Origin of the sequence: Methylobacterium segetis, assembly GCF_004348265.1 — a bacterium.
Classification (GTDB): Bacteria; Pseudomonadota; Alphaproteobacteria; order Rhizobiales; family Beijerinckiaceae; genus Methylobacterium; species Methylobacterium segetis.
In genome coordinates this window covers 1-11,194 of record NZ_SMNT01000036.1, presented here as the reverse complement: position 1 = coordinate 11,194, position 11,194 = coordinate 1, and the positions used below count along the sequence as shown (strand labels likewise).

Here is an 11,194-nt window from a genome sequence, read left to right as displayed (position 1 = left end):
TCACCCCGTCCGCTCCCGCTTCGCCTCCGCCCGGCAGCGGTCGGAGCAGTAGCGCACCTCCTCCCAGACCCGCTCCCATTTCTTGCGCCACGCGAAGGGCCTGCCGCACTGGGCGCAGGGCTTCGTCGGGAGATCGCCCTTGCGGCGCATCCGCGCCATCGTCAGCGGCCGATCTGCCCGGCCTCGTTGATCGGCACGAGGCTCCAGCGGGTGACGAGCACGTAGCCGTCCCGGGCCGCCACCACGATCTGGCGGCGGTAGCGGTGGACGATGGTGCCGGGCGGGTGGGTGTGGGCTTCCCGCCAGCCCTCGGCGGCAGCGACGAAGACACGGCTGTCGCCGAGCCGGGCGATCGTCTCGATCGACCCGAAGGCCCGCACGCGGCGCAGGATCGCCTCGACCTCCTGGCGGAAGTCGAGGGTCCGGTCGGCGTCGCTCACCCGTGCCCAGTAGGAGCCGTCGCCCTGCGGTTCGGGCCTGCGCCAGCGCGTGGGCAAGTTACGCGCGATCGGCCCGGAGGCGAGCCGCCGCGCCGCCATCTGGCACTTGGCGAGGAGGGATTCGTGCGTCTCTCCGGGTGAGACGGGGAAGATGTCCTGGGCCAGGATATCGCCCGTGTCGAAGCCCTGCTCGGCGAGGACGTGCGCGGTGACGCCCCAGCTCTCATAGCCCTCGCGGATCGCCTGAAAGAGCGGGTAGGGGCCGCGCCCGGTCGGCAGCGGGGAGGGATGGAAATTCAGCGCGTAGGCTGCGCGCCCGTGCCAGCCGGTGATGAGCCAGGGATAGCCCGCTACGACGAGGGCCCAGTCGCGGCCGTGGGCGGCGTTGAGCGCGTCGAGATCGCCGATGCGCAGCCGCGAGAGCTGCATGGGCAGCCGGTGCTGGCGCGCCAGCGCCACGACCGCCTCGTTGTGGTCGTAGATCCCGTCGCAGGGCCGCGTGAACAGCTTGATCGGCGTCCAGCCGGCCTGGATCAGCGCGTCGAACACGCCGCCGAGGAAATCGATGCCCGCAAAGGCGAATTTCATGCAGGCTCCTGACGCCGGGGCCGGGGCTCCGGCTGCGACATTGACGATGGGGCCGGGCCGCGCGCCGCGACTCCCCGGGGCATCCCCGCGCCATACCTAAGCATCATTCCGCGGGAATGGTCGCGGCCCGCGCGAAAAATCCGCGCCGGATCCGCCGAGGGACGGGACGCCGATGGAACGGGTGGTGATCTACGGGGGCACGGGCGGCATCGGGCGCGCCACGGCGCGGGCCTTGCGGGCACGCGGCTACGCGCTCCATCTCGCCGCCCGCGATGCCGCCCGGCTCGAGGAGGCCGCGGATCACCTCGGCGACACCACGATCACGGCCGGTGACGTGACGGACCCCGCCTTCTTCGACCAGGTGACCCGCGAGGCCGGCGGGCGCCTCGGTGGCCTCGTCTACGCGGTGGGCACGATCAATCTGCGCCACCTCGCGAGGCTGACCGCCGAGGATGTCGAAGCCGATTTCCGCATCAACGCCCTCGGCGCCTTCCTGGCGCTCCAATCGGCGGCGTCCGCCCTGAAGGCCGGCGCGGGCGAGGCAGGGGCGGGCGTCGTCCTGTTCTCCACGGTGGCGGTGGCGCAGGGGTTCCCGTCCCATGCCTCGGTGGCAATGGCGAAGGGCGCGGTCGAGGGGCTCGCCCTGTCGCTCGCGGCCGAACTCGCGCCGCAGGTGCGCGTCAACGTGGTGGCGCCCTCGCTCACCCGGACGCCGCTTGCCGCGGCGATCACCGGCAATGAGACCCGGGCCCAGGGCATCGCCCAGATGCACGCCCTGCAGCGCCTCGGGCGCCCCGAGGACGTCGCCGCGCTCGCGAGCTTCCTCGTCTCCGAGGAGGCGGCCTGGATCACCGGTCAGATCATCGGCGCCGATGGCGGGCGGGCGATGCTGCGGACCAAGGGCTGAGGCGGTGGCGGGGAGGCGCGCGGCCCGCGCGGCGGGGACCCTGCGCTTCGTCCTCGGCGACCAGCTCCACCGGCGGGTCAGCTCGCTGACCGACCTCGACCCGGATCGCGACGTGGTTTTGCTCGTCGAGGTCGAGGCCGAGGCGACCTATGTCCGCCACCACAAGCAGAAGATCGCCTTCCTGTTCTCGGCGATGCGGCACTTCGCGGACGAGCTCCGGGCCGAGGGGGTCGCGGTCGATTACGTTCGCCTCGACGATGCGGGCAACAGCGGCAGCTTCACGGGCGAGCTCGAGCGGGCGGTCGCCCGCCACCGGCCGGACCGGGTGGTGGTGACCGAGCCCGGCGAGTGGCGCGTCCACGAGATGATGCAGGGATGGCGGGACGATCTCGCCCTCCCGGTCGAGATCCGCGACGACAACCGCTTTCTCTGCCCGCGCGCCGAGTTCGCGGCCTGGGCCGGGGACAGGCGCAGCCTGCGCATGGAGACGTTCTATCGGGGCATGCGCCGCCGCACCGGCTTTCTGATGGAGGGGGCCGAGCCCGTCGGCGGCCAGTGGAACTTCGACGCCGAGAACCGCAGGCGCCTGCCGAAGGGCCACGTCCCGCCGCGCCGGCCGGGCTTCGCGCCGGACGCGATCACCCGGGCGGTGATCGACCTCGTGGCCGCACGCTTCCCCGACCATTTCGGCGACCTCGACGGCTTCGCCTGGCCTGTGACGCGGTCGGACGCGCTCGAGGCGCTCCGGCACTTCGTCGCCGAGTGCCTGCCGACCTTCGGCGACTATCAGGATGCGATGCAGGCCGGGGCGCCCTTCCTCTATCACGCGCTGCTGGCGCCGGCCCTGAACGCCGGCCTCCTCACGCCGGAGGAGGTCTGCCGCGCGGCCGAGCGCGCCTACCGCGAGGGCTCCGTGCCGCTGAACTGCGCCGAAGGGTTCATCCGCCAGATCCTCGGCTGGCGGGAATACGTGCGCGGCCTCTACTGGGCGCGGATGCCGGATTACGCCCGGACCAACGCGCTTCGCGCCACGCGCGACCTGCCCTGGTTCTACTGGTCGGGCGAGACGCCGATGAATTGCCTCGCGCACGTGATCCGGGACACGCGGGCGCATGCCTACGCCCACCATATCCAGCGCCTGATGGTGACGGGCAATTTCGCCCTCATCGCCGGAATCGAGCCGGCGCAGGTCGAGGAATGGTATCTCGTCGTGTTCGCCGACGCTTTCGAATGGGTGGAATTGCCCAATGTCCACGGCATGGTGCTGTGGGCGGACGGGGGCGTGATGGGCTCGAAGCCCTACGCGGCGTCGGGCGCCTACATCGACCGAATGTCGGATTATTGCGGGTCCTGCGCCTACGACGTGAAGCGGAAGGCGGGCCCGCGGGCCTGCCCGTTCAATTACCTCTACTGGAATTTCCTGATCGAGAACGAGGATCGCCTGTCCGGCAATCCACGCCTCGCCATGCCCTACCGGACCCTGGCGAAGATGGATGCAAGGCGCCGGGGCGAGATCGCGGCGGACGCGGCCCGCTTCCTCGACGGCCTCTCAGCGCAGGCACGGGCGCCGGAGGGTCAGCTCGCCCTCGGGCTCGAGCCGTAGAGGCGGCTCGGTGCCGGCGGCTACCGCAGATCCGTCCAGACCGTGAGCGAGACGTACGGGCTCGGATCCCGCCGTCCGCTCTCGAACTGCACGCCCGCCGAGACACGCAGATGGTAGCGCCACAGCGCGACGTCGGTGGCGTGGAGGCCGAAGCTCCACTTGCCGTAGCCCGTCGCATCCGCGGACAGGCTCGCCTCGGGTCCGAGATACGCGTCCCAGATCCGATGACCGAGGGCGACACGGCTCCAGAGGTCGCCCCGGGCGGATCCGAGGATCAGGGTGCCGTTCACGAGGGTGTCCGGGCTCGGATGGGCCCAGATCTCGCTCTGCAGGCGCAGCCCGAAACGCGCCGGCAGCAGGCCGAACCCGCTGCCGTCCGTCAGCGCCTCGAGCACGGATTCAGGTCCGGCATAGAGGGCGGCGACGCCCCAATCCCCGGCCCATTGGTAACCCGCGAGGGCCGAGGCCGAGACGGTGTAGCGGGCGAGCCGCGCGATGGTGACGCGTGGGCCGCAGAAACAGAGGGCCGTCTCGAAGCGCCGCCCCATGCCGGCACTCGCCAGGATCACGGGGCCGGAGCCGCCTCGATGCCCGAGATCGAGCTTCAGGCCGCTCGCCGCGAAGGAGGCGGGCGCCGCGTCGAGGCTTCCGAACACGACCGTACCGAGCGGGTAGCTCTCCGCGCGCAGGGGAGCGGCGGCGAGCGGGAGCGCGGCGGCAGCGGAGACGGCCGATAGGAGAATGCGTGTCACCGGGGACTCGCCCAGGCTGAATTCGCATCAGTGTAGGTTCTCGTGCCTCGATTCCGCCAGAGATCGGGCGCATCTGCACGGGAGAAACAAGGAATTATTTCTGGTTGTTTCAGGTCAACGGCGGATCATCCGGTCGGCATGATTGAAGAAAACCTCAGGTCGGAATTCTCCGACGCCGAAAACTTCAGCGATGCGTCCTTCGACGATGACGCGTCCCGCGCTGCGCACCCCGCGAGCAGTCCCGCACGCTCCGCGAGAAGCCTCGAAGTCCCGCCGGCAGGTGCGCTGGCGCGCTTGGCGCCCGCACCGAACTCGGCTAGAGCCGCGCCCGGGACAGCAGCCAGCGGCCGAACCTTCTTGTATTCCGGTGCACGAACTTCCGACGTCCTCACCGTGCTCGCGAGCCAGGAGGGCGAGAGGCTGACCGTCGGCGACATCGTCGCCGTGCTGCGGGACCGCGCCTTCGCGCTGCTCGTCGTCATCCTCGGCCTGCCGAACTGCCTGCCGATGCCGCCGCCGATCCCGCTGATCTGCGGGCTGCTGCTGCTGCTCGTTGCGGTGCAGATCGCGGCCGGCATGTCGGCGCCCTGGCTGCCGCGGGCGCTGCTCGGGCGCTCCGTCGCGCGCAGCGACGTGGAGCGGGCGGTGAACCGGGCCGTTCCGCTGCTGCGGCGGCTGGAGCGCTGGTCGCGGCCGCGCATGGCGGTGTTCGAGACCGCGATCGGCATGCGCGGGATGGGGCTGATCCTCTTGACGCTGGCGATGGCGCTGATCGTCGCGGCGCCCGTGGTCGGGCAGATCCCGCTCGGGCTCGCGGTCTGCCTCGTGGGGCTCGGCCTCGTCGAGCGGGACGGCATCATCGTCCTCGTCGGGCTCGGGATCGGCACCGTCGGCGTCGCGCTGAATGCCGGCTTCGTCTACGCGATCGTCGCCGGCATCATGAGCCTGTTCGGCCTCTGAGACGGCCTCACGCTTCGAGGTGGCGGGGGCGGACGAGGCGGTAGACGAGGCCGCCGCGCGGCCCCACCAGCATCGAGACGAGGTAAAGGCCCCCCGCCGCCAGCACGATGGCGGGGCCGGTGGGCAGGTCCGCGTGGTAGGACAGGCTGAGGCCGATCACGCTGGCGAGCGCCGCGGCGAGCATCGAGACCGGGATCAGGCCGCTGAGGTCGGAGGCCCAGAACCGCGCCGTGATCGCGGGCAGCAGCATCAGGCCGACCGCCAGCAGCGTCCCCAGCGCCTGGAAGCCGCCGACGAGGTTCATCACCACGAGGCCGAGGAAGGCGAGGTGGACCGGGCCGCCGACGCGGCTCACCGTGCGCAGGAAGAGCGGGTCGACGCACTCCATCACGAGCGGGCGGTAGAGCACGGCGAGCGCCAGGAGCGTCACGCTCGCGATGCCGCCGAGCAGCAGCAGCGCCGGGTCGTCGAGGGCGAGCACCGTGCCGAACAGGATGTGCAGGAGGTCGATCTGCGACCCCCTGAGGGAGACGAGGAGCACGCCGGCCGCGAGCGAGATCAGGTAGAAGGCGGCGAGGCTCGCATCCTCCTTCAGCACGGTCGAGCGGGTGACGAGGCCGGCGAGCAAAGCCACCGCGAGGCCGGCCGCGAGGCCGCCCAGCGTCATCGCGGGCAGGGACAGGCCGGCGACGAGAAAGCCCGCCGCGGCGCCGGGGAGGATGGCGTGGCTCATCGCCTCGCTCATCAGGCTCATCCGGCGCAGCATCAGGAAGACGCCGATCGGGGGGGCTGAGACGGACAGGGCGAGGCAGCCCGCCAGCGCCCGGCGCATGAATCCGAACTCGAGGAAGGGGCCGAGGACGAGGTCGATCACGAGGCGCTCCGGTGGAGTGGGCGCGCGGGATCGGGGTCCGGCGCGGCCTTGTGCGCGATCTCCCCCCGAACGTCGCCGCGTTGATCGCGATCATGCCCGTGCGCGCCCGCGTGGTGGTGGTCGTGGGGCTCGTGAAGAGGCTCGTGGGCATGCTCGTGGGCATGCTCGTGGATATGGCCGCGGGCGCAGATCGCGGCGTTCTCGTCCCAGGCCTCCGAGAGCCGGGTCGCGCGGGCGAGATGGGCGGGCGTCAGCACGGCGGCGGTCGGTCCCCAGGCCACGGGCTCGCGGGCCAGCAGCAGGGTCGTGGGGAAATGGGCGCGCACCTGCGCGAGGTCGTGCAGCGCCGCGACGATCGTGCGCCCCTGCCCGTGCCAGAGGCGGATCAGGCCGACGAGGTCGTCGGTGGTGCGGGCGTCGATCCCGGTGAAGGGCTCGTCGAGCAGGATGATCGCGGCGTCCTGCAGGATCAGCCGGGCGAACAGGGCCCGCTGGAACTGGCCGCCGGACAGGGTGCCGATCGCCCGCGCCTCGAACCCGTCGAGGCCGACCGCGGCGAGGGCGGCGAGCGCCTCGCCCCGGTGCCGCCGCAGGCTCGCCCAGGGGCCGAGCCGCCGCCACAGGCCCATATAGGCGAGGTCGAGGACGCTGAGGGGAAAGCTGCGGTCGATCTCGTCGGCCTGCGGCAGGTAGGCGATGGCGCCGCGGTCGCGCTCGATCCGGCCGTCGAGGCTGCCGATCTCCCCCGCGATCCCCTTCAGGAGCGTGGACTTGCCGGCTCCGTTCGGGCCGACGAGGGCGAGCAGGTCGCCCCGCGGGATCGCGCCGTCGAGATGGTGCACGGCCGGGTGCCGGTCATAGCCGAGGGTCAGCCCGTCGAAGGCGATGGCGCCGCGCGGAGGCACCGTCACCGGAGCGCCCACAGGATCACGAGCCAGAGCCCGCCGGCGCAGGCGGCGGCGAGGGCGAGGCGGGCGCCGATCCCGGCGCGGAACAGGGAGGCGCGCGACGTCGGCCGGCGCGACGGGGAGGCGGAGGGGGCTCGGGACGAGGCTTGGGGCCGGTCGGATCGGGTCACGTCGGGGTCGGTTCCGGTGGCGCGGCGACGGGCGTCCGGGCCGGTCGCGGCGGGTGGCGCCTCCCGCCCGCCGGCCCGCATCCTCGCGCGCCGGACGATTTGCCGGGATCGGGCCTGCGCCCTATAGTCGGGGCTGATACACTGTAACACCCTCGGAGTTCAATCGGGACCCGCCGTGACGGAGCACAGGCACCCTCATGAGGCCGGCCACGAGGCGGGCCCCTGCTGCGGCGGCGACGCCGTGATCGAGCGGGCCGAGCGCCTCTGCCGGGAGCGCGACCTGCAATTCACGCGGCTGCGCCGGGACGTCCTGAAGGCGGTGGCCGAGGCGGGCCGCCCGCTCGGCGCCTACGACATCGCCGAGCGCCTGAGCGAGCCGGGGCGCCGGGTGGCGGCGGTCTCGGTCTACCGCGCCCTCGACTTCCTGACCGAGCACGACCTCGTCCACCGCATCGCGAGCCGCAACGCCTTCGTCCCCTGCGCCCACAGCCACGGGGAGGGGGCGGGCCTCGTCTTCATGATTTGCCGCAGCTGCGGCGGCATCGACGAGACCACCTCGCCCGAGATCGAGGACCAGCTCGGCCGCACCCTGGCGCGCGCCGGGTTCCGCCCCGCGAGCCGCATCCTCGAAGTCGAGGGCGAGTGCGAGGCCTGCCTGCAGCGCGAGGGCGCAGCCTAGGGGCCGAAATCCGACGTTTGGTCCCCGCTCGCGAGGTCCGCTGAGGGGAGGGTCGCCGGCATTCAGCCAAGCGGCCGCAACGGGTCGCATCGCCCTCGGTAGCGGACCTTCGCGGGTTGGGCATCATGGAATACGGGAATCGCAGAGGGAGGAGTATGGGCTTGGGGATCACCGGCCGCGGACTCCGTGAGGGGAAGCCGGGCCCGTGGCTGCCGAGCGCTCCCTACAACGGACCTGCGTAGTACTCGCCGAGCTGTTCCCACTCGTCCCGAGACAGAAGCGTGTCGTCACGGGAGAACTCGGGCGAATTGCGCAGCTGCTCCTCTGTGATGCTCGTATGGTAGCCGTGCAGTTTCGTGTCGTAATGCAGCTGTTCCCAAGGAACCGTATGGATCTCGGAATCCAGGTTCAGGAAGCCGCGGAACGTCGTGACGGCATAAACCACCTGGCCGCTGATCTTTTCGATCACGAGACGCTTGATGGTTCCGATCCGCACTCCGTTCGCATCGTAAACAGCGGTGCCCTCGACGCGATCACTCTCGATCAGCGGATGGCTCGGAACTGATAACGTGCCCGTCTCAGCCATAGCTCGCTTCCTCCAGTCCTTGGTTGAACGAGAGCCACGAAAGGCGCTCGCCCATTTTGGGTGACCGTCGCAGGAGGTAGCAAGCTCAAATGATGCAACCGTCGTGCACGCGCGAGGCTGCTGAATTCGCATCATGCGCGCGCGTCCCGTCGCGTAAGCGGCATTACAGGGAGCTGCCGGCCAGCCCTTGCGTGGCGCGCGATCAGTGCTGGTAGATCTCCAGCGTGTCGGCGGTGAACAGCGCCTCGGCGCCCAAGGAGGCGCTGCTGGAGGAGCCGTCGATCATCGAGATCGCGTCCGGGTATATGGTGCCGCGGCGGCCGTAGGCGCGCTTGGCCTCCTCACACCAGCCGTCGGCGGGCTCCGGCATGGTCAGGCGCTGGCGGTTGATCTCGGTGCGCACGAGCGCCTTGAGCCGTGCCTCATCCTGCTCCCAGCGCTCCTCCGCGGAGCCGTAGGCCGACCGGAGGGCGAGCCAGGGTGCCTGGGCGTTGCGGCCGGGCTTGACCGCCTTGCACTTCTCCAGGGTGATCGCGTAGCCGACGAGCTTCGAGACGAGTGCCGGCGCGCGGTTCGGGAGCGGCGCCTCGACCATCTCGGCGGCGCGGGCGCCGGTCGCGGCGAGGACGAGGGCCATCGGGATCACGTAGCGAAGCATGCTCCGGCTCCATCGTGTTGCTAGGTCTTGGGAACGGTCCAGTGCGCCTCGACATGGCCGGCGAGCCCGAGGGCATGGTCGCGGACAAGGATGGCGGCGCGCTCGGCGGCGCGGGCCTGCAGGGCCGCGATGATCGCGGCGTGCTCGCGCATCGAGCGGTCGGGGCGCCCGTCCTGGCGAATCGACGTCGATCGGATCGCGCGGACATGGACGAACAGGTTCGCGGACATCTCGACCATGAGCTGGCAGTTGCCGAGGCGGATGATGGCCTGGTGGAAGGCGATGTTGGCGTCCGTGTAGTCATCGAGCCGGTTCGTGAGGCCCGAGAGAGTGAAGGAGGCGAACATCTCGGCGAGCTCGGCGAGCTCGGCGTCGCTCGCTCGGCTTGCCGCGAGGTAGGCGGCCGTGCCCTCCAGCGCCGCCCAGACCGTGATCATCTCGATCAGCTCGCGCTTGGTCTTGCGGACGACGAACAGGCCACGGCGGGGAATGGATCGGACGAGGCCCTCCTGCTCCAAGAGGGACATCGCCTCCCGCACGGGCGTCCGGCTGATGCCGAGCTCACGGGCTATGTGGTTCTCGTCCAGGCGGATCTCGGTCGCGCTGTTGTAGATGTCCATCGCCAGGATCGAGCGCTTGATCATCTCGTAGGCCTGGTGCCGGAGCGTCGCGCCACGCCCGACGAAAGCTAGATTTGGCATCGGCGTGTGAGCTTGAAGCAACGTGACGCTCCAGACGCTTCGAGAACCTGAGAAGGGCCGTTCCGGGACAGGCTGCGCACCCCGGCGAACCGGGGCGCGCGTTTTGGCTCAGGCGTGGGCGAGGGCGCCGGCCGGGAGGGCGGCCTCGTTCGCCGCGTGGTGCTTCTTGAGCATGGGCCGGAGCACCGCCACCGCGAGGGCGGCCGCGATGAGGTCCATGGTGGCCACGGTGTAGAGCACCGTCGACCACGTGCCGGTCGCCTGCATGATCACGTTGCCGAGCGGCACGAACAGGGCCGCAAAACCCTTGGCGCAGTAGAGCACGCCGTAGATCTTGCCGATGTGCTTCGAGCCGAACGTGTCGGCGGCGGTCGCGGAGAACAGCGAGTAGACCTCGCCCCAGGCCAGGAACACGATGCCCGACAGGATCACGAAGGCCCACGGGTTCGAGCCGAAATAGCCGAGCGCGACGATGCCGATGCCCTCCATCGCGAAGGCGATGAACATCGTCTTCTCGCGGCCGATCCGGTCCGAGACCCAGCCGAACAGCGGGCGGGAGATGCCGTTCATGATGCGGTCGAGCATCAGCGCGAAGGGCAGCGCCGCCATGGCGAAGAAGTACAGGTTCACCTGGAAGTTCTTCACGCCGAGATCCTGCGCGATCACGCCGAGCTGGGCCACCGCCATCAGGCCGCCCGTCACCGTGCAGGTGAACATCAGCAGCATGACGTAGAAGACCGGCGTGCGCAGCGCCTCGCCGAGGGTGTAGTCGCGGCGCGACTGCAGGACCTTGGTCGAGTACTTGACCTCCTCCTTGCCGGGGGAGCGCATGAAGGCGGCGGCGAGGATGATGATCGCGCCCTGGATCAGGCCGAACACGAAGAAGGCCTGGGCGTAGCTGCCCGCGTCGATCATCTTGGCGATCGGCAGGATGGTCAGCGCCGAGCCGGCGCCGTAGCCGCCCGCGGTGAGGCCGACCGCGAGGCCGCGCTTGTCCGGGAACCACTTGAGGGCGTTGTTCACGCAGGTCGCGTAGACGCAGCCGACACCGATGCCGCCGACGACGGCGCCGGCGTAGAAGCCGGTGAGCGAGGTGGCGTAGGAGTTGATCACCCAGGCGAGCCCGGTCATCAGGCCGCCGAACATGACGACCCGGCTCGGGCCGTACTTGTCGATGAAGTAGCCCTCGATCGGGGTGAGCCAGGTCTGCACGATCACGAAGATGGTGAAGGCGACCTGGATCGCGGCGCGATCCCAGCCGAAGGTCTTCTGGATTTCCGGGACGAACAGGGTCCAGGCGTACTGGATGTTCGCGGCCGCCACCATGCAGGCGACGCCGAGAACGATTTGCAACCAGCGATTGGGTGA

At 70.5% G+C, this 11,194-nt stretch carries 14 protein-coding genes; 4 read left to right on the top strand and 10 right to left on the bottom strand.

Annotated features, from left to right (window positions below; all coding sequences use genetic code 11):
* Positions 1 to 159 (bottom strand): DUF2256 domain-containing protein, encoded by a 159-nt coding sequence (locus E1J50_RS11350; RefSeq protein WP_207919188.1) that lies wholly within the window; start codon positions 157 to 159, stop codon positions 1 to 3.
* A 2-nt stretch (positions 160 to 161) separates the two neighbouring features.
* Positions 162 to 1,028, bottom strand: coding sequence for a methionyl-tRNA formyltransferase (locus E1J50_RS11345; protein WP_132253583.1), 867 nt, complete (start codon positions 1,026 to 1,028; stop codon positions 162 to 164).
* Between the two features lie 172 nt (positions 1,029 to 1,200).
* On the opposite strand from E1J50_RS11345, the gene E1J50_RS11340 reads away from it, so the two are divergent.
* Together E1J50_RS11340 and E1J50_RS11335 are read left to right on the top strand one after the other, a co-directional pair.
* Positions 1,201 to 1,935 (top strand): SDR family NAD(P)-dependent oxidoreductase, encoded by a 735-nt coding sequence (locus E1J50_RS11340; RefSeq protein WP_132253581.1) that lies wholly within the window; start codon positions 1,201 to 1,203, stop codon positions 1,933 to 1,935.
* 4 nt (positions 1,936 to 1,939) lie between these two features.
* A complete protein-coding gene (locus E1J50_RS11335) occupies positions 1,940 to 3,538 on the top strand; it encodes a cryptochrome/photolyase family protein (RefSeq protein ID WP_245516535.1) in 1,599 nt (532 codons plus the stop codon).
* A gap of 20 nt (positions 3,539 to 3,558) precedes the next feature.
* Here the strand turns inward: E1J50_RS11335 and bcsS are convergent, their stop codons facing one another.
* Entirely contained in the window at positions 3,559 to 4,290 is a 732-nt protein-coding gene (gene bcsS, locus E1J50_RS11330; protein WP_245516534.1) for a cellulose biosynthesis protein BcsS, read from the bottom strand.
* A 357-nt stretch (positions 4,291 to 4,647) separates the two neighbouring features.
* Between bcsS and E1J50_RS11325 the strand changes: the two genes are divergently transcribed.
* A complete protein-coding gene (locus tag E1J50_RS11325; RefSeq protein ID WP_281024559.1) occupies positions 4,648 to 5,250 on the top strand; it encodes an exopolysaccharide biosynthesis protein in 603 nt (200 codons plus the stop codon).
* A 7-nt stretch (positions 5,251 to 5,257) separates the two neighbouring features.
* On the opposite strand, the gene E1J50_RS11320 is transcribed toward E1J50_RS11325, so the two are convergent.
* From E1J50_RS11320 to E1J50_RS27245, 3 genes are read right to left on the bottom strand one after another with little or no spacing between them, the layout of a single operon-like run.
* Positions 5,258 to 6,082 carry a metal ABC transporter permease gene (locus E1J50_RS11320; RefSeq protein ID WP_132253643.1) on the bottom strand — a complete coding sequence of 275 codons (825 nt, stop codon included), beginning with the start codon at positions 6,080 to 6,082 and terminating at the stop codon, positions 5,258 to 5,260.
* A gap of 38 nt (positions 6,083 to 6,120) precedes the next feature.
* Positions 6,121 to 7,035, bottom strand: a complete 915-nt coding sequence (locus tag E1J50_RS11315) for a metal ABC transporter ATP-binding protein (protein WP_132253575.1) — start codon at positions 7,033 to 7,035, stop codon at positions 6,121 to 6,123.
* The gene (locus E1J50_RS27245) at positions 7,032 to 7,202 is read right to left on the bottom strand and encodes a hypothetical protein (RefSeq protein ID WP_165937836.1); all 171 of its coding nucleotides are present in this window, start codon (positions 7,200 to 7,202) and stop codon (positions 7,032 to 7,034) included. Before E1J50_RS27245 ends, E1J50_RS11315 begins: the two co-directional genes overlap by 4 nt.
* Before the next feature lie 175 nt (positions 7,203 to 7,377).
* On the opposite strand from E1J50_RS27245, the gene E1J50_RS11310 reads away from it, so the two are divergent.
* The gene (locus tag E1J50_RS11310) at positions 7,378 to 7,881 is read left to right on the top strand and encodes a Fur family transcriptional regulator (RefSeq protein WP_132253573.1); all 504 of its coding nucleotides are present in this window, start codon (positions 7,378 to 7,380) and stop codon (positions 7,879 to 7,881) included.
* Between the two features lie 223 nt (positions 7,882 to 8,104).
* Here E1J50_RS11310 and E1J50_RS11305 read toward each other — a convergent pair whose 3' ends face one another.
* The 4 genes from E1J50_RS11305 to oxlT form a co-directional block, all read right to left on the bottom strand.
* The gene (locus E1J50_RS11305) at positions 8,105 to 8,467 is read right to left on the bottom strand and encodes a PRC-barrel domain-containing protein (protein ID WP_132253571.1); all 363 of its coding nucleotides are present in this window, start codon (positions 8,465 to 8,467) and stop codon (positions 8,105 to 8,107) included.
* A gap of 202 nt (positions 8,468 to 8,669) precedes the next feature.
* Positions 8,670 to 9,125, bottom strand: a complete 456-nt coding sequence (locus E1J50_RS11300) for a hypothetical protein (protein ID WP_132253569.1) — start codon at positions 9,123 to 9,125, stop codon at positions 8,670 to 8,672.
* Between the two features lie 20 nt (positions 9,126 to 9,145).
* Entirely contained in the window at positions 9,146 to 9,826 is a 681-nt protein-coding gene (locus E1J50_RS11295) for a GntR family transcriptional regulator (RefSeq protein WP_132253567.1), read from the bottom strand.
* A gap of 108 nt (positions 9,827 to 9,934) precedes the next feature.
* On the bottom strand, positions 9,935 to 11,194 hold a 1,260-nt coding region (gene oxlT / locus E1J50_RS11290), incomplete at its 5' end, for an oxalate/formate MFS antiporter (RefSeq protein WP_483466572.1).